Here is a 21,997-nt window from a genome sequence, read left to right on the forward strand (position 1 = left end):
AGCGACGGGTGAGGCGCCGACATACCCGCCGAGAGCCTGCGGCCGGCATGGCCGTACGGACCGAGCTGCCCGCGCCCCCGGCGTGGATGCGCTGGCTTCCGGTCCTGTACGTAGTGGCCCTGCTGCTGATCGAACCCCTCACTCCCGTGGACTGGCCGGTGAGCTTTGCGCTGATCGCCCTGCCGCTGGTTGCCGCGTTCGCCCACGGGCTCGTCGTAGTCGCCGGCACCACGGTCTTCGCCGTCCTCTTCGAAGGGGTCCTGGCCGGTACCCCGTGCTGTGCGGGCCGGTCCGTCGGCTACCAGTGGGACCGCCACTACGTGGCCGCCTACATCTGCACCGTCCTGGTAGGTGTCCTCGGTACGATCCTGGCCGCGCATCGGACCCGCCGTGAGCGCACGCTCGCCGACGTGCGCTTCGTGGCCGAGATCGCGCAGCGCGTTCTGCTCAGACCTGTTCCGCACCGGATCGGCAACCTTCTCCTGGAGAGCCTCTACCTGTCCGCCGCCGCGGAGGCACGCATCGGCGGCGACCTCTACGAGGCGGTCCCCACCGCGTACGGGGTCCGTCTGCTCATCGGCGATGTCCGCGGCAAGGGTCTGCTCGCGGTCGAGACCGCCGCCGCCATGCTCGGCGCGTTCCGCGAGGCCGCGCATGACGAACCGGATCTTCCCGCCCTGGCGGACCACGTGGAGACGAGCATGGACCGCAGGGCGGCTCACCTCGGCGGAAGCGAGCTGTGCGAACGGTTCGTGACCGCCGTCTTCGCCGAGATCCCCACCGACGGCCAGGTCGTCCGCGTCGTCAACTGCGGCCACCCACCGCCCGTCCTCATCCGTCCCGACGAGGTGCGCGAGCTGGACCGAGGGCGGTCGGGTCCGCCGTTGAACCTCGGCATGCTCGTCGAAGACCCGTATCAGGTCGACACCTACGCCTTCCGCCCCGGCGACCAGCTCCTGCTGTACACGGACGGCATCACGGAGACCCGCGACTCCACCGGCTCCTTCTACCCCCTGCTCCAGCGCCTCCGTTCCTGGGGCCCTCTCCCGCCCCGGGAACTGCTGGAACAGCTCCACGACGACCTGCTGGCCTACAGCCACAACCAGTTGCAGGACGACACCGCGGCGCTCACGGCCTGTCTGATGGCCGACGAGCCGGCCGCACAGGCTCCGCCTGCGGGCGAGAACCGCGAGCCGGGATGACGTCGACGGAGCCGCTGCCGGCAAGCGCCTTCCGTGTCATCCGCCGTCCTGAGGCATGCCGTTCGCCGGTGCAGGCGACGAGCCGCAGGCCGATCCCCGGGATGTTCTTGATCCGGTACGCGCCGATGGTCTGCCGGCCGCCGAAGTCGCCGTTGAATCCCGGTACACAGCTCGACGCGCGGGGCGACTTCGCGACCACGGGCCCACCCTCCGGACACCGTGGTAGCGTCCCGTCGGAGGCTCGGACGTGCCTGCCCCGGACGAGATGTGCGCCGTACCCGGCCCGCCAAGACGACGCACGCGCGGAGACATCGTGGACGCCGGCACGCACCTGATCGACTTCACCCACACCGCTGCGCGGGCGCGCCCGCTGGACGTGCGGTGGATCCACGGCTCGCCGTCGGCCAAGCACAACACCGACCCGGACATCCAGGTCCACGCGTACGACGAGCACACGTTCATCCTGCGGCAGAACATGGCGGTCCACTACGAGGCGCCGTTCCTGTTCCTGCTGTGCGGCAACGAACGGGCGGTGCTCATCGACACCGGCGCCACCGAGTCCGCCGAGTTCTTCCCCCTGCGCCGAGTGGTCGACGGGCTCCTCACGGACTGGCTCGCCCGGCATCCCCGGGACGGCTACCACCTGCTCGTGCTGCACACCCACGGGCACGGTGACCACATCGCGGGCGACGGCCAGTTCGCAGACCGCCCGGACACCACGGTGGTGGGCGCCGACCGCGCCACCGCCTGGCGGTGCTTCGGATTCGACACGGACCCGGACGCCGTCGCCGCCGTCGACCTGGGCGGCCGGGTTCTGGAGTGCCTGGCCACCCCGGGCCACCACGAGGCGGCCGTCACCTACTACGACCCGGCCACCGGCCTCCTGCTCACCGGTGACAGCGTCTATCCCGGCCGGCTCTACATCCAGGACGTCCCCGTCTTCGCCCGCAGCATCGACCGTCTGATCGAGTTCGCCGACCGCCGGCCGGTCACCCATGTGCTCGGCTGCCACATCGAGATGACCGCCGAGCCGGGCGTGGACTATCCGGTCCGCACCACCTACCAGCCCGACGAGCCCCCGCTCCAGCTGACCCCCGGCCACCTCCGCCGAATCCGTGAGGCGCTCACCGAACTCGGCGACGACCCGGCCTGGCGGGCCTGCTCCGACTTCGTCCTGTGCCCCCACACCTGAGCCCGGTGCGGCTGACAGTGCCCTTCACGCGGCCGTAGCCCCGTCGTGTTCCCCCCGGTCGCGGTGGATCGGTGTCTCCGAGCCGGTCAGGGGCACGCCCGTCCCGCCCCGCCGGGCGGCGACGATCTCCGCCACGATCGACAGCGCGGTCTCCTCCGGCGTACGGGCGCCGAGGTCGAGGCCGATCGGGGACCGCAGCCGGGCCAGCTCGCGCTCGCTCACGCCTTCTTCCCGCAGGCGCCGGTTGCGTTCCTCGTGGGTGCGGCGCGAACCCATCGCGCCGACGAACGCCACGGGCATCCGAAGGGCCGCTTTCAGCAGGGGTACGTCGAACTTCGCGTCGTGGGTGAGCACGCACAGGACGGTGCGGGTGTCGGTTCCGGTGCGCCGCAGGTAGCGGTGCGGCCAGTCGATGACGACCTCGTCGGCGTCGGGGAAGCGGGCCGGTGTGGCGAAGACGGGCCGGGCGTCGCAGACGGTGACGTGGTAGCCGAGGAACTTGCCGGCCCGCGCCAGCGCCGACGCGAAGTCCACCGCACCGAAGACGATCATGCGCGGGGGCGGCACGTTCGACTCGACCAGCAGGGTGAGGCCGCCGGGGCAGTGCGAGCCGTCCTCGGCGATGTCCGCCGTGCCGGTGCGCCCGGCCTCCAGCAGAGCCCGGGCCTCGGCTGCAGCCGTCCGGTCCAGCTCCGGGTGAGAGCCGAGACCGCCCTCGTACGTGCCGTCGTCTCGTACCAGCAGGGCCCGGCCGAGGAGTTCGGACGGGCCGCGGGCGACCCGGGCGAGGGCCGCCGGTTCACCCCGGACAGCGGCCGACAGAGCCGATGCCAGGACCGTCCGGGCGGGCGCCAGCCCGCCCACCGGCGTGATCAGCACCTCGATCGTGCCACCGCAGGTCAGTCCTACGGCGAAGGCGTCCTCGTCGCTGTAGCCGAAGCGCTCCGTGACGCTCTCGCCCGTCCGGAGCGCTTGCCGGCACAGGTCGTACACGGCGCCTTCCACGCACCCGCCGGAGACCGAGCCGATGACCGTGCCCGCGCTGTCGACGGCCAGGGCGGCGCCGGGACCGCGCGGCGCGCTGCCGCCCACCGCGAGCACGGTGGCGACGGCGAAGTCCCGGCCCTCCTCGACCCAGCGGAGCAACTCCTCGGCGATGTCAAGCACTTGGAGCCCCCGCCAGGATGACGCGGTCCGGCCTGATCGGCAGGCTGCGGTGGCGTACGCCGGTGGCGTGCCAGACCGCGTTGGCGATGGCGGCCGCGGCGCCGACGATGCCGATCTCGCCGATGCCCTTGATCCCGACCGGGTCGCGCGGGTCCGGGTCGTCGATCCAGTCGGCCTCGATGTGCGGTACGTCGGCGTGCGTGGCCACGTGGTAGCCCGCGAGGTCGGCACCGACATGGCCGCCCGAGGCGCGGTCCCGGACAGCCTCCTCGTGCAGGGCCATGGAGATGCCCCAGATCATGCCGCCCAGGAACTGACCACGTGCGGTGAGCGGGTTGACGATGCGGCCCGCCGCGAAGATGCCGAGCATGCGCCGCACGCGCACCTCGCCGGTGGCGGTGTCCACGGCCACCTCGGCGAACTGCGCCCCGAAGGAGTGGCGTTCGGCGGGGGCGAGCGCGCCGATGGCCGCGGTGGTGTCCGACCGTACCGTGATGCCCTCCGGTGGGATGCCGGTGCCCAGGGCCAGCCGGTCGAGCAGTTCGCCGGCCGCGGTCGTGACCGCCCAGGCCCAGGAGCGGGTGCCCATGGAACCGCCGGCGATCATCGCCGGTCCGAAGTCACTGTCTCCGATGCGCACCTGGACCCGCTCCGGGGGCACACGCAGCGCGTCCGCGGCGACCAGGGTGAGTGCGGTGCGGGCCCCGGTGCCGATGTCGGCCGCGGCGATCCGGACGGTGAAGGTGCCGTCCGGGTGAGCGGTCAGGGTCGCCGTGGACGGTGCGGCGCCCGCGCCGAAGGAGGCGGCCGCCGTGCCGGTGCCGAGCAGCCAGCGACCGTCCCGGCGCAGGCCGGGGCGCGGGTCCCGGTCCGCCCAGCCGAACCTGCGGGCGCCTTCGCGGAAGCAGGCGGGCAGATTGCGGCCGGCGAACGGCAGGCCGGAGACGGGCCCCTTGTCGGGTTCGTTGCGCAGCCGCAGGTCGATCGGGTCGATGCCGCACTTCTCGGCGAGTTCGTCGAGCGCCGCCTCCAGCGCGAACGACCCCGGTGCCTCGCCCGGGGCGCGCATCCAGGTCGGGGTCGGTACGTCGAGGCGTACGACGCGGTTGGCGGTGTGGTGGGCGTCGGCGTCGTACATCACCCGTGCGACCCCGGCGCTCGGTTCGATGAACTCGTGCACGGTGGAGGTCAGGCTCAGCGAGCGGTGCTCCAGTGCGCGCAGCCGTCCGTCGGCGTCGGCGCCGAGCCTGACGCGCTGGGTGGTGGGACTGCGGTAGCCGGCCAGCGAGAACATCTGACGGCGGGTCAGGACGACCCGTACGGGGCGTTGCAGGACGGTCGCGGCCATCACGGCGGCCACCTGATGGGCGCGGACGCCCTTGCTGCCGAAGCCGCCGCCGACGTGTTCGGAGCGTACGCGCACCGAGGCCGGGTCGAGCGAGAAGAGGCTGGCGAGTTCGCCGACGACCCAGGTGGCGCCCTGGTTGGAGTCGATCACCTCGAGCCGGCCGCCGTCCCAGCGGGCGGTCGCCGCATGCGGTTCCATCGGGTTGTGGTGTTCTTCGGGGGTGGTGTACTCGGCATCCACGACGACGGCCGACGCGGCCAGCTCGGCGTCGAGGTCGCCCTTCTCCGTCACCGCCGGCATATGGCTGTCCAGCGGGTAGGCGTCCGGGTGCTCGCCCGTGAAGTCGACGTCGTGGGGCTGCTGTTCGTAGTGCACCACGAGCGCCTCGGCGGCCTCCCTGGCCTGCTCGGACGTCTCTGCGACGACCAGCGCCACCGGCCAGCCGAGATGCGGCACCCGGTCGTGCTGGAAGACGGCGCAGGTCGGGTCGGGCTTCGATCCCATCAGGCCGGTGTAATCGGTCTCGACGCGCGGTGCGTTGCGGTGGTCCAGGACGGCGAGGACGCCCGGCATGGCGAGGACGGGAGCGGTCTCGACGGAGCGGATGCGGCCGCGGGCGACCGTGGACAGCACCAGCCAGCCGTGCGCGAGGTCGGCGAAGGGGATCTCTCCCGCGTAACGGGCCGCTCCGGTGACCTTGTCCCTGCCTTCCACACGGGTGTGTGCGGTGCCGACGGAGGGCGTAGGCGTGGGTGTCCCGGTGGTGACGGCGGTCATCGGGCGGCCTCCTCGGCGAGTTCGGTCAGCACGGCCACCATCAGGTTGCGCATCAGGGTCACCTTGTATCCGTTGTGCGGCAGCGGCCGCGCCGCCGTCAGCTCGGCGTCCGCCGCGGCGGCGTAGGTCTCGGCGTCGGCCGGTGCACCGGTCAGGACACGTTCGGCCTCGACTGCCCGCCACGGTCGGGAGGCGACCGCGCCGAGGGCCAGGCGCACGTCCCGGACGACGCCGTCACGGATGTCGAGCGCGGCGGCGACGGAGCCGATGGCGAACGCGTACGAGGCGCGCTCGCGCACCTTGCGGTAGCGGGAGTTGGCGGCCGTGGGCGCGGGCGGCAGGGTGATGCCGGTGACCAGTGCGCCCGGCGGCAGAGCGGTCTCGCGGTGTGGGGTGTCGGCGACGGGCAGGTAGAACTCGGCGAGCGGCAACTCGCCCGGTCCGTTCGCGGTTTCGAAGTGGACGACGGCGTCGAAGGCGGTGAGGGCGACGGCCATGTCCGAGGGGTGTACGGCCACGCAGTGGTCGGACGCGCCCAGGATGGCGTGGTTGTGGTGTTCGCCCGCGACGGCGGGGCAACCGCTGCCGGGGACACGCTTGTTGCAGGGCTTGGTGACGTCGGTGAAGTAGCCGCAGCGGGTGCGCTGGAGCAGGTTCCCGCCGACCGTGGCCATGTTGCGCAGTTGCCCGGACGCGCCGGCCAGCACCGCCTGCGCCAGCGCCGGGTAGCGGCGCCGGACTTCGGGGTGGGCGGCCAGGTCGCCGTTGGTGACGGTGGCGCCGATGCGCAGACCACCGACTGCCGTCATCTCGACGCGGTCCAGGGGCAGTTCACGCACGTCGACGAGCCGGGCGGGCCGCTCCACGCCGGTCTTCATCAGGTCGACGAGGTTGGTGCCGCCACCGAGAAAGCGTGCGTCCGGATCGGCACCGAGCAGCGCGACGGCGCCGGCGACGTCGGACGCCCGCTGATAGCCGAACTCCCTCATGCCACGGCCTCCTTCGTGCCCGCCTCAGGGCTGATGCGTGCCGCGGGCGCGGTGTCCGTGCGGGTGCCGGTCCCGGCCGCCGCCCGGGCCACCGCCTCCACGATCGAGACATACGCGCCGCAGCGGCACAGGTTGCCGCTCATCCGCTCACGAATCTCGTCGGCGGTCAGGGGTGGGGGTCCCGCTTCGGGCCGGAGGTCGTCGGTGACGGCGCTCGGCCAGCCCGCCGCGTGCTCCTGGATCACCCCGATCGCCGAACAGATCTGTCCCGGGGTGCAGTAGCCGCACTGGAAACCGTCCAGGTCGAGGAAGGCCTGCTGTACGGGGTGCAACTGCTCACCGTCGGCCAGGCCCTCGACGGTGGTGATCTCGCGGCCTTCGGCCGCCACGGCCAGTTGCAGACAGGCGACGGCCCGGCGCCCGTCCAGCAGGACGGTGCAGGCACCGCATTGACCCTGGTCACAGCCCTTCTTCGGGCCGGTCAGATCGAGGCGCTCGCGGAGGGCGTCGAGCAGGGTGGTGCGGTGGTCGACGGGCAGTGTGTACTTCTCGCCGTTGATCTTCAAGGTGATGACACTGGACGTCGATGAGGGCATGAGCAGCTTCTTTCGCGTTTCCAGGCAGAAGGGGTGGTCCGGCAGCCCGGGTACCGGTCGCCGCCGAGAGTGCGTCGTAGGGGCCGATGCGCAGGAGCGGACCGAAGGTACGGGATGCTCGGACCGAAGATGACAGCAGCCGACTGCCGTAGGGCCGCGACCACGGCTATCGTGGACGTGACCGGACAGCTGTCCGCTTACCTGAGAACTTAACGGACAGCTGTCCGGTTAGCAAGGGCGGGGTTCAGCCACGGACCCTGGAGGAGGACGAGTGCCACAGAAGAAGGACGCACCCCTGCGCTCGGACGCGCAGCGCAACCGCGAGCGCATCCTGGAAGTGGCACTCGCCGAGCTGACGTGCTGCGCGGACGCCCCGCTGAGCGCGATAGCCAAGAAGGCCGGCGTCGGGCAGGGCACGTTCTACCGCAACTTCCCCAACCGCGAGTCACTCGTCCTGGAGATCTACCGCCACGAGATGCAGCAGGTCGCCGACAGCGCGGTCCATCTGCTCAAGACGCTGGCGCCCGAGCAGGCCCTGCGCGCCTGGATGGACCGGCTCGCCGAGTTCGCCATGACCAAGGCCGGCCTCGCCGACGCGATACGCCAGGCCACCGGCGGACCGGGAAGCCCGGCGAAACCGGCCCACACACCGGTGACCTCCGCGGCGGAACTGCTGCTCCGCGCCAACGAGCAGGCCGGCACCATCCGCCCCGGAGTCACCGCGGACGACTTCCTCCTCACCATCGCAGGCCTCTGGCAGCTCGCCCCGCACGACGACTGGCAGCCCCGCGCCACCCGGCTCCTCGACTTCGTCATGGACGGCCTGCGGGCGGGGGCGCCCGGCCGTTGAACGCCGCGCCACCGACGGCGGGCCGGCGTCCTCGCGGCTCGGCGGCCCTGCACAGGGCGGGACGCGGGCGCCGAGGCGGTCGCACCATCGAAGACGGGGACGTCGTCGCTGCCGGCCGCCCAGTCCGCAGGGTCTCGCGATGCGAGCCGGTGCACCGGGTGTTCACGTCCGCTCCTGCCGCAACCGGAGTGGTCACGGTGCCCGGGCCGGCCGGTGGCCAGGTGCAACAGGCTGCGGGCGATCCCGGTGTGCCCGGCCGGGCCCGGGCCGGCCCCGGCTGTGGTCGCGGCGGACATCGGTTACGGCCGCAGCGTCTCCCTCCCGCTCGCGCCGGAGGAACGCTACTGCCCGGCACATCGTCATGGCCTGATCCGAGCGGTGCGGGCGCACGTTCGGGTGTACTCGGATGCGCGGACGTTGCGGCCGGGCGCCGGGCGGGGTTCATTGACCTCACGGCACGGCCGACAGCCACCGAGTGCCGCGACGGGTCAGAGGTCAGCAGGAGGAGTGCGACATGCCCTCAGCAGACGCCGAGGCGGAGGTGTTGATCGTCGGAGGCGGGCCTGTCGGGCTCACCGCCCGGGCGCTGCTGGAACGCTGGGGCGTACGGGTATTGCTGGTCGAGAAGCGCCGTGAGCTGTCACCCTTTCCACGGTCCCGGCTGGTCAACGTGCGCTCGATGGAGATCTATCGCCAGCTCGGGCTCGCTGCCGGGATCGCGGGCAACGCGTTCGCACCCGAGTACGGCCGCGTCCGCTTCCGCGACACCCTGCACGACCGTGACTTCGCCACAGCGGCGATGATCGGGGTCAACGCACCGGTACCCGAGAGCCCCGTTACCGGCGTGGTCACCTCGCAGGACCGGCTGGAGCCCACGCTGCTCGCCGCAGCGGACGCACACGTCCGGTTCGGGGTCGAGCTCGTCGGCCTGGCCGAGGAAAACGACGGCGTCCTGGCCTCGCTCGTCGATCACCGACGCGGTGACCGGACCCGCGTCCGTGCCCGTTACGTTCTCGCTGCCGACGGGGCGAACTCCACGGTCCGGCAACTGCTGGGCATCGGCACCACCGGCCCCGGAGCGATGGGTGACTTCACCACCGTCGTGTTCGACGCCGACCTCAACCGCTGGTGCGCCCGCCAGCCCGCCGGGGTCTACTTCACCTCGCACGGATCGTTCGCCCCGCTCTACCCCGAAGGGGGCTGGGCCTGGTTCGGCCCCACACCCGTGGATGCTGCGGGCGCCGACTGGCCCGGGCTCGTCTCGCGCGCCCTCGGCCCCGGCGCCGACGTACAGGCCGAGGTGGTGCGGGTGCAGCACTGGGTGATGAACGCGTTCGTCGCCGAACGCTTCCGACACAGCCGGATCCTGCTGGCCGGCGATGCCGCGCACGCGGTCCCCATCATCGGCGGCCTGGGCATGAACACCGGTCTCGCCGATGTGCACAACCTGTGCTGGAAACTGGCGGGTGCCCTCCAGGGGTGGGCCGAGCCGAGCCTGGTGGGGACCTACGAGACGGAACGACAACCCGTCGCCCATGAGACTCTCCGTCAGGCGGTGGCCAACGCCCGCCTCCTGCTTCAGGTACAAAACCGGCGCCGCGACCAGCTCCAAACCGGTCAGGCAGCGTCGGCCCGCATCGAACTTCCCTGGTCGGAGCGGTACTTCGCCCAACTCGGTCTCGTACTCGGGGTCACCTACCGCTCCGGCGCCGTCCTCACCGACAACAGCGCCCCACCCGAGCCGTCCGACACGGGCACGGACTACATCCCCACCACGGCGCCGGGCCGTCGCATGCCGCACCTCTGGCTCAGTCCGGACCGCTCCACGCTCGACGCGTTCGGCGCATGGTTCACCCTGCTCACCCCGGACCCCGCCCACTGGGCGCCCCGCACCACCGCACCCTGGCCGCTGCGCATCGAGCCCCTGCCCGACGAGCACACCGACCTCTGCGACCTCGGCCCGCACGGAGCGCTGCTCATCCGGCCTGACGGGCACATCGGCGCGCGGTGGCGCGATCACCCACCGGGCGAGGCCGCCCTCCACCACGCCCTCAGCGCACTCACCCGCCCGGCACTCAAAGACTGAGCGTTATCGCGGCGCCGACTCCGCCCAGACCGAGGGCGAATGCGGCCTCGCCCCATCCGCCCGTGCCCCAGGGGAAGAACCGGTCGACGGCGATGCGGCCCGGGCCGATGGCCGCGACGGCCAGGGCGGCCACGGCGATGCAGACGCTGTACTCCACACCGCCGTCCGCATCCCACAAGCCATGGGCGCCGGTGACGGTCGCCATGGCATTGATCATCACGCCAATCAGGGCGGCCGCCGCCAGTGGAGTGAGCAGTCCGAGAGCCAGGCCGAGGCCACCGAGGAATTCGGACAGGCCACCGATCACGGCGAAGAGCCTTCCCGGGCGGTAGCCGAGGCCGGCGAACACCCGACCGGTCGCCGTCAGGCCGTCTCCGCCGAAGATCCCGAACAGTTTTTGAGCGCCGTGCGCCGCCATGAACAGTCCGAAGGTCAGCCGGATGAGCAAAAGGCCGCAGTCGGCGGCGGACGACGTCGGTGCGGTGGCGACGTGCGCGCGTGATCCCGTGGAACTCGAAGAACGGTGCAAGATGCGTTTCGTATGCATGTCGATGCTCCGGTAAGAACGCCGGAACGGGCGTTGCCCCCAGCTCGGACAGAAGATGCCGAGGCACCGGTCGGCGGCCGTCCTGCGCTGCGTCGCAGAACGTGGACCACCCATGCCGATCCTTCCGCGACGACCATGATCATGCATCTGGGCCGGGCCGTCCTACGGCCTCTCCGGCCGCCCCGGCCGGCCCGGGTCCCGGCGGGCTTGTGGCGGTAGCCTGCTCGTGAGGGCAGCCATGGCCGATGAGGTGCACATCCGGCTCCTCGGCGGTTTCGCCGTGGCGGTCGAGGACCGCCCGGTCGTCGCCGGGGCGTGGCGGCTGCGCAAGGCCCGGAGCCTGCTGAAACTGCTCTGCCTGTCACCGGGCCACCGGCTTCACCGGGAGCGGCTGTACGACCTTCTGTGGCCGGACCTCGACCGGACGGCTGCGTCGAACAACCTGCACCAGGTACTGCACGCCGTACGGCGTGCGCTGGCCTCCACGGGCGCGCCGGGCGACGTCGTCGTGCTCCGCGACGACCTGGTGCTGCTCGGCCCCGACGGCGGTGTCCGGATCGATCTCGACGCCTTCGACGAGGTCGCCCGGCGGGCCTCGGACGGTGGCAGCACCGCCGACTACCGGGCCGCGCTCACCCTGGCGGCTCCCGGGCTGCTGCCCGAGGACCGGTACGAGCCCTGGGTGAGCGAGGCAGCCGAGGCGCTGGGGACGCGGCGTACGGCACTTCGGCTGGGGCTCGGCGAGGCTCTCGAGCACGATCACCACACGGCCGAGGCCATCGACGTCCTGCACGCCCTGATCGCCGAGGACCCTCTGCACGAGCCCGGCCACCGGGCGCTGATGCGGGTCCTGGCCTACGCCGGGCGACGCCGTGAAGCGCTGGCCGTCTACGAGCGACTGCGGGACACACTGCGCCGTGACACCGGCGCCGACCCCGACCCGCAGACGCGCCGCCTCTACCGCGAGCTGCTGGCCGACTCGGTCGAGCAGCGGGAGCAGCGGCCGGGGGGCCCAGGGCACAATCTGCCGGCACCTGCGACGGCCCTCATCGGCCGGGAGCGCGAGATGGCCGAGGTGGAGAAGCTGCTCGGGCGGAGCAGACTGCTGACCCTCACCGGTGCCGGAGGCTGCGGCAAGACCCGGCTCGCGCTCGCCGTGGCGGCCCGTCGGCGTGAGGACTTCCGGGACGGGGCGTGGTTCGTGGATCTCGCCGGGCTGGCGGAACCCCCTCTCGTGTCCGAGGCGGTCGCCGCAGCCCTGGGAGTGCAACTCCCGCCGTCCGGCGGGGCCCGGGAAGCGCTGATCACGCAGCTCGGCGGCCGGGAGATGCTGCTGGTGCTGGACAACTGCGAGCACCTGATCGATGCGTGTGCCGCCCTGGCCTCGCAGATCATGGCCCGCTGCCCGGACGTCTTCGTCCTCGCGACCAGTCGGGAGCCGTTGCGCAGCTACGGGGAACGTACTTTCAGGGTGCCCTCCCTGGGGCTGCCGGATCCGCGCCGGCTGCCGTCCGTGGCGGAACTGAGCCGCTTCGCCTCCGTGCGGCTGTTCGTGGAGCGGGCTGCCGACGCGGCCCCGGGATTCCGGCTGACCCCGGGGAACGCGGACGCCGTGGCGCAGATCTGCTTCCGGCTCGACGGAATGCCCCTGGCCCTGGAGCTCGCGGCGGCCCGGGTCCACGTGCTGGCCCCGCGTCAGATCGCCGAGCGGCTGGACGACGCCCTGGCCCTGCTCGGCCGGGGCAGCCGGCGCGGCGCGACCCGCCAGGAGACACTGCTGGCCACCCTGGAGTGGAGCCACCGGCTGCTGGACGACGAGGAACGGCGCCTGTTCCGCCGGCTCGCGGTCTTCGCCGGCGGGTTCTCCCTTGCCGCGGCCGAGGAGGTGTGCGCAGACGGCACGCACGACACCTCGGTGCTGGACCTCCTCGGCCGGCTGGCCGACAAGTCCCTGGTGTGGGTGGAGCCCCGGCAGGACGAGGTCCGCTACCGGCTGCTGGAGACGATCCGGCAGTATGCCGCCGAGCGCCTGCGGGCCGCCGGGGAACGGGCGGTCACCGAGGCCCGGCACCGGCGCTTCTATCTGGCACTCGCCGAGGCGCGGGACCGCGAGCCGCCCACCGGCGTCTGCGGGGCCACGTCGCTGGAGCTGGAGGCCGACTACGGCAATCTCCGGGCCGCCCTGCGCTCCTTCCTGCGCCACGAACCGGACAACGCGCTGCGGCTGGCCGTCGCCCTGCGCTCGTTCTGGCCCGAGCGCGGGCGCCTCGCCGAGGGGCGGCGCTGGCTGGACGACATCCTGGCCGCCGCACCGGAGCCCACCCCGCAGCGGGCGCGCGCGTTGATGGGGCGGGCCGTGCTGGCCATCCGCCTCGGCGACGGCTCCCCGCTGGAGGACATCGCCGAGCAGATCGTCGGGATCCACCAGCACCGGCAGGCGCCGGCAGCGCTGGCGTCCGCCCACTGTCAGCAGGCGATCCTGCTCTGGATGCGCGGTACGTGGGACAGCGCCCGCATCGCCCTCGACCGGGCCCGCGCCCTCGCCCAGGACGCGAGCGCCCCCTCGGTCCTCGCCGCCGCCGCACACCTCGACGGTGTCTGGGCCGTGTGCCGCGGCGAGGGCTCGGTGGCCCGCGAGGCCTACGAGGAAACGCTGCGCCTGCTGGAGGACGTCGAAGCCGAGGGCGGGCCGTTCTTCCCGGTCATGACACCGGGATACGCGGTCGAGGACGACGGGGCGGGGCAGGTGTCGCTGTTCTACGAGGAGACGGTGCTCGCCGGCCGCACGGTCGGCCCGTCCCGGGCACGCGGCTACACCCTGGCGAATCTCGCGTGGGCGGCCCGCGTGGAGGGCGACACCGGCGCCGCCACCGCGGCGGCCGAACGCAGTGCCGACTGCTTCCGCACGCTCGCCGACCCGCACGGTGAGTCCCTGGCCCTGAACGCTCTCGGCAACATCCTCCGCAGTCGGGGCGACCACGAAGCGGCACGGACGTACCTCGACGCGGCGCTGGCGATCAGGCGCCGAGTCGGCGACCGCCGGGAGGAAGGCATTACCCTGGGGTGCCTCGGCCTGCTCCACCTGGCCGCCGGGGACGTCGCGAGCGCGCAGGCGGCCATCGCCCGCGTGCTCGCGGGCTTCGAGGAGACGGACGACATCCCCGGTACCACCAACAGCCTGCTCCACCTCGGGCTCGTCGCCCGGACCGCAGGCGACTCGGCGCGCGCCCGTACGCTGCTGACCCGCGCCCAGCGCCTGGAGCAGGTCGCGGGGTCGGCCTCCGCCGCCGGTTGGCTCGCCCTCATGCTGGCGCGGCTGCTGTGGCAGGCGGGCGACCGCGACGCCGCCGAAGCGGCCGCTGCCCGGGCCGGTGCGTTCTTCGCCCACCTCGGCGACGCCCGCGGCCCGGTCCTCCTGCGGCGCACGCTGCCCTGGGCACCCGCCGGCCGAAGCGGCTGCTGAGTGAGTGCTAAGAGGCACGGCCTACGGTCCTGGACATCAGCGCAAGCACTCATACCGAGGAGCCGACCATGTCGATCGACACGGCAAAGGGCATCCTGGGGGACGCCACCATCGCCGAACTGGAGGCGGGCCTGCGCGGCAGGGTCGTCCGCCCTGACGATGCCGGCTACGACCAGGCCCGCGCCGTCTGGAACGGGGCCCACGACCGGCATCCGGCGCTGATCGTGCGCTGCGCCGGGACCGCGGACGTGATCCGCGCCGTCGAGTTCGCACGCAGTCAGGACCTGCTCGTCGCCGTGCGCGGCGGAGCCCACAGCATCGCCGGGTTCTCGACCTGCGAGGACGGCATCGTCATCGACCTGTCGCCGATGAAGGGTGCCGACGTCGATCCGGACGGGCGCCGGGTGGTCGCCCAGGCCGGCCTGACCTGGGGCGATCTGGACCACGAGACCCAGGCCTTCGGCCTCGCCGTCACCGGCGGCCTGGTCTCCACGACCGGTATCGCGGGCTTCACGCTCGGCGGCGGAGTGGGCTGGCTGCTGCGCCGCCACGGTCTGGCCTCCGACAACCTGACGGCCGCCCAGGTCGTCACCGCGGACGGCCGCGTGGTCCGCGCGGACCGGCAGGAGCACTCCGAGCTGTTCTGGGCCTTGCGGGGCGGCGGCGGGAACTTCGGTGTCGTGACGTCGCTCGAGTACCAGCTGCACCCGGTCGGGCCGCAGGTCCTGGCCGGCCTGATCGTCTATCCGCTGGAAGAGGCCCAGCAGGTGGTCACGGGCTGGCGCGAGCTGACCCGCAGCATGCCCGACGAACTGACGACGCTGGTGAACCTGACGACGGCCCCTCCCCTGCCGTTCCTGCCGGAGGAGGTGCACGGCACTCGCATCGTGGTGCTGGCCGGGATGTACGCGGGCGACCCCGCGGCCGGCGAGGCGGCGGTCGGTCCGCTGCGGACGCTGGGAACCCCCCTCGCCGACCTGATGGGCCCCATGCCGTACACGGGCATGCAGTCGATGCTCGACCCGCTGTGGACGGCCGGCGCCCACAACTACTTCACGTCGGCGTTCATCGAGCCGTCCGACGCCGCGCTCGGCGCGGTGCTGCGACACCACCTGAGGACACCCACCCCCTACAGCGAACTGCATCTGCACCAACTGGGCGGTGCCTTCGCCCGGGTGCCCGCCGAGGCGACGGCCTTCAGCCAGCGGGATCCGGGCATGCTGTGCAACGTGATCGCACGATCCCCCGACGCGACAGACTTCGACGCGTATGTCGCCTGGGCCCGCACCGCCCGCGAGGAGATCGCGCGCCACGGCCACGGTGCCATATACGTCAACTTCACCGGCGACGCCGCCGAGGACAAGGTGCGCGCCTCGTACCCCGGTGCGGTCCACGAACGGCTGGTGAGGGTCAAGGACACCTACGACCCCACGAACCTCTTCCGCCTCAACCAGAACATCCGCCCCTCGACCGCGGCATGACCGCCCTTCCGGGCCCTGCGCGGGCGCCTTCCCCAACACCCAACGCATGCCAGGCAGTTACACGTCCCAGCCCGCGCGGACGATCGCCACGCCGACGTCTACGGGCGTCCCTGGCACCGGGACCAGACCTCCTGGAGCAAGGCCGGGTACTCCTCGCCATACGTGGCCACGGCTGCGTACACGGCGTCGAGAGCCGCCTGGAGCGGGTCTGCTTCGGTGGCGCCGAGCAGCGCGGGGAGGGCCATGTTCGGCTGGGACACGGGCAGGGAGCGGTCCGGCGCGCCGACCGTGACCATCAACGTGTACCGCTCCCCGGTGGGCTGGGGCGTCCCCGGTTCGGGGCCGGTCTGCGGTGGTGTCGCGGCAACCACCGGGACCACGATCTGTGGCATCAGTGTGTCCGCGTCGTCACGTGCGGACGGCTGGAACGGAGGCCGCTCGGGCGGGACGGCGTGGCCGACGGTTCTGTCCGGGACGCGCGGATCGGAGTCCAAGGCGTGCCACACCCGCTCCGGGTCATCGAACAGCGGGGGCAGCGGGCGCCCTTCGGCCAGGGCGGCGAGTCCCGCGGCGATCCAGTCGAGGTCGGCGAGGCCGGCCGCTTCGCACGCGTGGCGGGCCGCCAGCAGGGCCACCGCACGCTGGACGTCGGGACCGGCGGCATCGATGGCGTGGACGAGGTCCGGGTCGAAGTCGAGCAGGCCACGTACGTTGCCGTCGACGGAACGCAGGGCCTGACTCGGCAGCCGTCCGCCCCACTCCCACCGCTCGTAGGCGAGTTGGCGTTCTTGCTTTGCTCGTTCCTGCGCGAGGCGGGCGAGGCGTTCGGCTTCGGCGCGTTCGGCGGGTGTCGGGGGCGGTGGCAGCCGGCGGGCGTAGTCGTGCCAGTAGGCAGCCATCGCGGAGGTCTGCTCGAGAACGCGGTCCGGGGCGGGCGGGGCGGGCCAGAACTGCAGCAGGTAGCAGTCCAGTTGGGGCTCCTCGTCCAGCCGGGTGTCCTGCCGGTGCGCCTCGTCCATGCCCTTGGCGCTGTAGCGCACCCGGTAGTCGGTCTCGTCCAGGTCCAGGTCCCATGAATCCTCGCCTGCCCACTGCACGAGCGCGCTGTCGGCCGAAACAGGGCGGAACGACACCTCCACGACGTCCTCCCACCCCGCCTCCAGCGGCGGGGCCTGGTCGTGCACCTCGACGGTGAAGCCGACATCGCCCGTGTGCAGTCCGGTCGTCAGCCACAGCCCGCCGGGAATCGCCGCCCCGCACAGCCCGCCACTCTGCCCGGCGAACGCCTCCGCAAGATCCAGGCCGAAGCTGTCCGGATCGCTCTCCACATAGATCTGTCCGTAGTGAACATGGACTTCGCCCTCGACCGGTCTGCGCACCACTGCCCCCATCGCTCCCACCAGGAACCGACCCTGCCCGGGCAGCCTACGGCGGGCCGTTTTCGATGGCGCTCGTACTATGGCCTGATCGCATCGACGTCGCCTCAAGGAGTCACCATGGCCCGCCCGCGCACCGCCGCCCGGACAGTGGAGCACCCAGACCTGTCGGAGGTCTCTCTGCAGCAGGTTCTGGAGGCGCTGGTGGATCCGGTGCGGCGCATGGTGGTGTCGCAGCTGAGCCAGGCCGGCGAGGACAAGAGCTGCGGCACCTTCGAAGCGCCCGTGTCCCTTTCGACGCTCACGCACCACTTCAACGTGCTCCGCGAGGCCGGACTGATCCGGCAGTACTACGTGGGGACGACGAAGATGAACACGCTGCGCACGGACGAGATGGAAGAGCGCTTTCCCGGCTTGCTGTCGGCCGTGCTGGCCGCCTCCACCGCGCAGGCACAGGCAGACACCGCCTGAGGCAGCCACCGGGCCTATTTCGATGGATCTCAAAGTTTGACAGTCATCGAACCTTGGGGCAGGGTGGGTGCCGGCACCGAGTCGGTTCGGTGTCCTCCCCTGATCTCTGCTCCCAGGACGGACGCACCATGGCAAGACTCGTACAGTTCGACCGGCTCGGCGGCCCCGAGGTTCTGACCCTCCGCGACGTCGAGGTGGGCGCTCCGGGCGCCGGAGAGGTGCGGATCCGCGTCGACGCGATCGGCCTGAACCGGGCCGAGATCATGTACCGGCAGGGCGGTTACTTCTACCAGCCCGTCTTCCCCTCCACGCTCGGCTACGAGGCCGCCGGCGTGATCGAGGCGGTGGGCGAGGGCGTGGACGGCTTCGCCGAGGGCGACCTGGTCGCTGTCGTGCCGGCGTTCCTGCAGAGCGAGTACGGCACCTACGGCGACCACGTCGTCATCCCGGCCTCGGCCGTCGTCCCCCGCCCCGTGGATGTCGACCCCGTCCAGGCCGCCGCCGTGTGGATGGCCTACATCACCGCCTACGGCCCCCTCGCCGAGAGCGGCCAGGTGCGTCCGGGCGACTACGTACTGATCACCGCGGCCTCCAGCAGCGTCGGCCTGGCCGCCATCCAGGTCGCCCGCCACGTCGGCGCGATCCCGATCGCCACCACGCGCGGGGCCGGCAAGAAGCAGGCGCTCCTGGACGCCGGGGCGGCTCATGTCGTCGTCACCGACGACGAGGACCTCCCCGCCCGCGTCAAGGAGATCACCGGTGGCGAGGGCGTCCGCCTGGCCTTCGACCCGATCGCCGGCCCCGGCGTCGAGACCATCGCCCAGGCCATCACCCCCGGCGGCAGCCTGGTCGTCTACGGCGCTCTCGACCCGCGTCCCACCCCGCTGCCCAACGCCGGCTCCTTCCCGGCGCTGACCAGCAGCACCTACACGCTCTTCGAGATCACCACGAACCCCGAGCGGCTGCGCCGCGCGGTCGCGTTCGTGGGCGCGGGCCTCGCCTCAGGCTCCTTCACCCCGGTCGTGGACCGCACCTTCGACCTCGCGGACATCGCCGAGGCCCACCGCTACATGGAGGCCAACGGCCAGGTCGGCAAGATCGTCGTCACGGTCACGCACGAGGACGGGGCGTCGTCGTGAAGCACGGCTTCATCATGTGACCCGCCCAGGACACCTTCCCGCCCGGCGACTTCGGCGTCCTGCCGGACGACCGCGGCTTCGAGTCGCTGTTCCCAGCACGGGGATGGTGTCGGCGAGCCGGTCGGCCAAGGTCGGCGCAACGAGGTCGGTGTCCCGGGCGAGCATCATCGCGCTCGCACGGCTGACTACGACGACCGCGATCCGGCGCCGTAGCCCGAGTTCCGCGAGCGCGCTGCCGATGGGCCCGGGGCGCTGGCCGAGCCGGGATCCGGTACCCGAGGACGCCGGTCCGACGCGCACCGTGTCCGGGCGCGGCGCCCGGCGCCCGCCGCACCGACACGGCGCCGCCGCCGTCATCGACCGTGCGTGCAACCGCGCCGAGGCCGACTTCTGGCTCGCGCCCGATCCGCAGCCCGGCGCTTTCTCACTCCGTCGGCAGCGCGGCCGGCAGGCCCAGCGCGGCCGACGCCTGGCGCCAGATGGCTGTGAGGGCCGAGTCCAAAGTGACCGTCGGATCGCGCAGCATGAGGCGGATGCCGTAGCCGTCGCTCAGGGACAGGACGAGCGTGCTCAGGTCGTCCACGTCGGTCGGCGTGAACTCGCCGGACGCGATGCCCCGCCGTACCGCGCCGGCCACCCAGGCGTGCAGTTGCGCGTACAGGTCCACGGCGAAGGCGCGGGTGGTCTCGTCGCGCAGGGCCCGGGCCCACAGTTCCTGCCACAGCCGCCAGTCCTGCTGCAGTTCGGGACCGGTCGGCAGCAGGCTGCGCAGGATGCGGACCAGGACGAGTGCCGCCGGCGCCGTCTCCGCATCGCGTTCGAGGTCGACGGCGGTGTTGGCGAACGAGTGGGTCATCGCCTCGGTGAACAGCTTCTCGCGCGTGTCGAAGTGATAGTGCAGCAGCGCCGTCGACACGCCGGCCCGCTCGGCGACCATGCGCATACGGATCTTCTCGAAGCCGATCTCGGCGATGACCTCGCACGCCGCGGTCAGGATGCGCTCGCGTGTGTCTGCCGTGCGCACCTTGGTGGACACCCTGCCGCTCCCCTCGTCCGGTGGTCGTACGCGATGGCCATCTTCCCTCACTCGGGCCTCGCCGGTGCCGCCGCCGCGACCTGCGGCGGTCCGTCGTACGCGTGGAAGCCCCGCCCGGACTTCCGCCCCAGCAGTCCGGCCTCCACCATCCGGGACTCGGCGTACAGCGACTCGGCGATGGCCCGCGTGGTGTGCAGGCCGATCAGGTCCGTCAGGGCCGGCGGACCGAGCGGGTGTGCACAGCCGAGGACCATGCCGCGGTCGACGTCCTCGACGGTCGCGCTGCCCGACTCCACCATGCGGATCGCGGCCAGGAGATACGGGACGAGCAGCGCGTTGACGACGAACCCGGCCTGGTCCCGGGTCCGGACGACCTCCGTGCCCAGGGTGCCGGTTACGAAGCTCTCGGCCCGTGCCGCCGTGGCGAGCGAGGTGAGCAGCCTCGCCGCCGGCAACACGGTCGCCCTGAAGCCGTCCGACACCACGCCGTCGTCGGCCGCGCTGCTGGCCCGGCCGGCCGCAGAGCACCTGCCCTCCGGCGTGCTCAACGTGGTGTGCGGCGACCGCGACACCGGGCGCTCGCTCGTCGCCCACCCGTATGTCCGGCTGGTGGCCGTCACGGGCAGTGTCCGCGCCGGACAGGAGATCGCCGCAGTGGCGGCCGCCGACCTCAAGCGGCTCCACCTCGAACTCGGCGGCAGCGCGCCGGTTCTGGTCTACGAGGACGCCGATCTCGGCGACGCGGCCGAGCAGTTGTCGTCGCTGGCCTTCTACAACGCGGGGCAGGACTGCACGGCTCCCACAGGATCCTGGTCGACCGGCGGATCCACGACACCTTCCTGGGCATCTTCGCCGACCGGGCCGCCAGGCGGCTGCCCGGAGCCCCTGACGACGCTCACGCCGACTTCGGACCGCTCGCCAATGCCGCCCGACTCGTCTCGGTGTGCGGCCTGTTGGTGCGCCTTCCGGACCACACCGAAGTCGTCACCGGAGGCACGGCGCTGGACCGCCCCGGCTACTTCCACCAGGCCACGGTGATCGCCGGAGCCCGGCAGGAGGACGAGATCGTACAGAGCGAGGTGTTCGGGCCGGTCGTCACCGTCCAGCCCTTCACCGACGAGTCCGAGGCCTTCGGTAGGGCGAACGCGGTTCCCCAGGGGTTGGCCGCGAGCGTCTGGACCCGCGACCATGACCGGGCCATGCGCGCGAGCCGGGCGTTGCGCACCGGCATCGTCTGGGTCAACACCCACGGCACGACCGTCTCGGAGATGCCGCACGGCGGCGTACGCCACTCCGGCTACGGCAGCGACCTCTCCCTCACCGGCCTGCTCGACTACACACAGACCAAGCACGTCATGCTGTGACATCCACGCGCTCACACAACTCCCCTGCCCCTGCATTGCGTTCATCGCCGCCTCTGGTGGACAGGACCCCCCGGCCTCCCTATTGTTCGTTCGAACGAACAGAACTGGAGGGTAGTCGTGCACATTGCTGGGGCAACTGTTCTGCTTACCGGAGTCACGGGCGGCATCGGTGGCTCGATCGCTGCTGAAATGTCCGCTCGCGGTGCTGATCTCATCCTCACCGGGCGACGGCGCGAGGCACTGGAGCCCCTCGCCGAACGCTACGGTGCGCGCACGATCCTGGCCGATCTCGCGGACCCCGACGATGTGCAGCGCCTCGCCGAAGAAGCGGCCGGCACGGACATACTCATCGCCAACGCGGCCCTGCCCTCCAGCGGCGACGTGCTCGACTACACGCCGGCCCAGATCGATCGGGCGCTCGCGGTGAACCTGCGCGCGCCGGCGATGCTCGCGCGGTTGCTCGCTCCCGGCATGGTGGCCGACGGGCGCGGACACATCTGCTTCGTCGGATCGCTGTCGGGGCTGGCGGCCACCAGGTCGTCGTCCATGTACACCGCGACGAAGTTCGGGCTGCGCGGCTTCTCGCTGGCCTTTCGCCAGGATCTGCACGGCACGGGCGTGGGTGTCTCGATCGTCCAGCCGGGCTTTGTACGCGAGCTGGGGATGTTCGCGAACACGGGGTCACCGACGCCGGGCGGTGTGCGCACCGTTGCGCCGGAGCGGGTCGTCAAGGGCGTGATTCGGGCGATCGAGCGCGATGTCGCCGAGATCAACGTGGCTCCGCCCGAGCTGAAGTTCCTCACCAGGATCGCGTCGCAGTTCCCGGGATTCGCCGAGCGTGTGCAACGGCTGGCGGGGGCGGACCAGACCGTGAACGCGATCGTGGCGGCGCAGGAGTCGAGTCGCTGAGCCG

At 72.1% G+C, this 21,997-nt stretch carries 16 protein-coding genes, 2 pseudogenes and 1 riboswitch; of the genes and pseudogenes, 10 read left to right on the forward strand and 8 right to left on the reverse strand.

The window, feature by feature from the left end; all coding sequences use genetic code 11:
* Positions 1-47 precede the first annotated feature (47 nt).
* On the forward strand, positions 48-1,202 hold the full coding sequence (locus AQI88_RS07595) for a PP2C family protein-serine/threonine phosphatase (RefSeq protein WP_244184076.1): 1,155 nt from the start codon (positions 48-50) through the stop codon (positions 1,200-1,202).
* Between the two features lie 233 nt (positions 1,203-1,435).
* A riboswitch (guanidine-III (ykkC-III) riboswitch) is annotated at positions 1,436-1,503 on the forward strand.
* A gap of 12 nt (positions 1,504-1,515) precedes the next feature.
* Complete coding sequence (locus AQI88_RS07600; protein ID WP_244184077.1) at positions 1,516-2,394, forward strand: MBL fold metallo-hydrolase; 879 nt, start codon at positions 1,516-1,518, stop codon at positions 2,392-2,394.
* A 24-nt stretch (positions 2,395-2,418) separates the two neighbouring features.
* On the opposite strand, the gene AQI88_RS07605 is transcribed toward AQI88_RS07600, so the two are convergent.
* Genes AQI88_RS07605 through AQI88_RS07620 form a run of 4 tightly spaced genes read right to left on the reverse strand, consistent with a single transcriptional unit; the run spans position 2,419 to position 7,271 of the window.
* A complete protein-coding gene (locus tag AQI88_RS07605; RefSeq protein WP_066993967.1) occupies positions 2,419-3,561 on the reverse strand; it encodes an XdhC family protein in 1,143 nt (380 codons plus the stop codon).
* On the reverse strand, positions 3,554-5,686 hold the full coding sequence (locus AQI88_RS07610; RefSeq protein ID WP_066993970.1) for a xanthine dehydrogenase family protein molybdopterin-binding subunit: 2,133 nt from the start codon (positions 5,684-5,686) through the stop codon (positions 3,554-3,556). The genes AQI88_RS07605 and AQI88_RS07610 overlap by 8 nt, the downstream gene beginning before the upstream one ends.
* Entirely contained in the window at positions 5,683-6,675 is a 993-nt protein-coding gene (locus AQI88_RS07615; protein ID WP_066993973.1) for an FAD binding domain-containing protein, read from the reverse strand. The genes AQI88_RS07610 and AQI88_RS07615 overlap by 4 nt, the downstream gene beginning before the upstream one ends.
* A complete protein-coding gene (locus AQI88_RS07620; RefSeq protein WP_066993976.1) occupies positions 6,672-7,271 on the reverse strand; it encodes a (2Fe-2S)-binding protein in 600 nt (199 codons plus the stop codon). Before AQI88_RS07620 ends, AQI88_RS07615 begins: the two co-directional genes overlap by 4 nt.
* 271 nt (positions 7,272-7,542) lie before the next feature.
* Between AQI88_RS07620 and AQI88_RS07625 the strand changes: the two genes are divergently transcribed.
* Entirely contained in the window at positions 7,543-8,121 is a 579-nt protein-coding gene (locus AQI88_RS07625) for a TetR/AcrR family transcriptional regulator (RefSeq protein ID WP_066993979.1), read from the forward strand.
* 514 nt (positions 8,122-8,635) lie between these two features.
* Complete coding sequence (locus AQI88_RS07630) at positions 8,636-10,207, forward strand: FAD-dependent monooxygenase (RefSeq protein WP_066993982.1); 1,572 nt, start codon at positions 8,636-8,638, stop codon at positions 10,205-10,207.
* Here AQI88_RS07630 and AQI88_RS07635 read toward each other — a convergent pair.
* Positions 10,197-10,754: a DoxX family protein gene (locus AQI88_RS07635; RefSeq protein WP_066993985.1), complete on the reverse strand. Its 558-nt coding sequence runs from the start codon at positions 10,752-10,754 to the stop codon at positions 10,197-10,199. The genes AQI88_RS07630 and AQI88_RS07635 overlap by 11 nt on opposite strands.
* 238 nt (positions 10,755-10,992) lie before the next feature.
* On the opposite strand from AQI88_RS07635, the gene AQI88_RS07640 reads away from it, so the two are divergent.
* On the forward strand, positions 10,993-14,217 hold the full coding sequence (locus AQI88_RS07640) for an ATP-binding protein (protein WP_066993988.1): 3,225 nt from the start codon (positions 10,993-10,995) through the stop codon (positions 14,215-14,217).
* Between the two features lie 68 nt (positions 14,218-14,285).
* A complete protein-coding gene (locus AQI88_RS07645) occupies positions 14,286-15,698 on the forward strand; it encodes an FAD-binding oxidoreductase (RefSeq protein WP_066993991.1) in 1,413 nt (470 codons plus the stop codon).
* Positions 15,699-15,796: 98 nt separating this feature from the next.
* On the opposite strand, the gene AQI88_RS44855 is transcribed toward AQI88_RS07645, so the two are convergent.
* Positions 15,797-17,089 carry a hypothetical protein gene (locus AQI88_RS44855; RefSeq protein WP_066993994.1) on the reverse strand — a complete coding sequence of 431 codons (1,293 nt, stop codon included), beginning with the start codon at positions 17,087-17,089 and terminating at the stop codon, positions 15,797-15,799.
* 105 nt (positions 17,090-17,194) lie between these two features.
* On the opposite strand from AQI88_RS44855, the gene AQI88_RS07655 reads away from it, so the two are divergent.
* On the forward strand, positions 17,195-17,545 hold the full coding sequence (locus AQI88_RS07655) for an ArsR/SmtB family transcription factor (protein WP_066993997.1): 351 nt from the start codon (positions 17,195-17,197) through the stop codon (positions 17,543-17,545).
* Between the two features lie 128 nt (positions 17,546-17,673).
* On the forward strand, positions 17,674-18,684 hold the full coding sequence (locus AQI88_RS07660) for a zinc-dependent alcohol dehydrogenase family protein (RefSeq protein ID WP_066994000.1): 1,011 nt from the start codon (positions 17,674-17,676) through the stop codon (positions 18,682-18,684).
* Positions 18,685-19,108: 424 nt separating this feature from the next.
* On the opposite strand, the gene AQI88_RS07665 is transcribed toward AQI88_RS07660, so the two are convergent.
* Both AQI88_RS07665 and AQI88_RS47510 read right to left on the reverse strand, forming a co-directional pair.
* On the reverse strand, positions 19,109-19,720 hold the full coding sequence (locus AQI88_RS07665) for a TetR/AcrR family transcriptional regulator (RefSeq protein ID WP_066994003.1): 612 nt from the start codon (positions 19,718-19,720) through the stop codon (positions 19,109-19,111).
* A gap of 47 nt (positions 19,721-19,767) precedes the next feature.
* Positions 19,768-20,160: pseudogene (locus AQI88_RS47510) on the reverse strand (3-hydroxyacyl-CoA dehydrogenase family protein); the annotation flags it as partial.
* Here AQI88_RS47510 and AQI88_RS47515 point away from each other — a divergent pair.
* Both AQI88_RS47515 and AQI88_RS07680 read left to right on the forward strand, forming a co-directional pair.
* Positions 20,153-21,084: pseudogene (locus tag AQI88_RS47515) on the forward strand (aldehyde dehydrogenase family protein). The pseudogenes AQI88_RS47510 and AQI88_RS47515 sit on opposite strands and share 8 nt — an antisense overlap.
* Before the next feature lie 117 nt (positions 21,085-21,201).
* Entirely contained in the window at positions 21,202-21,993 is a 792-nt protein-coding gene (locus AQI88_RS07680; RefSeq protein WP_066994006.1) for an SDR family NAD(P)-dependent oxidoreductase, read from the forward strand.
* The last annotated feature ends 4 nt before the right edge of the window (positions 21,994-21,997 follow it).

The sequence above is a fragment of the Streptomyces cellostaticus genome (assembly GCF_001513965.1).
GTDB classification, from domain to species: domain Bacteria; phylum Actinomycetota; class Actinomycetes; order Streptomycetales; family Streptomycetaceae; genus Streptomyces; species Streptomyces cellostaticus.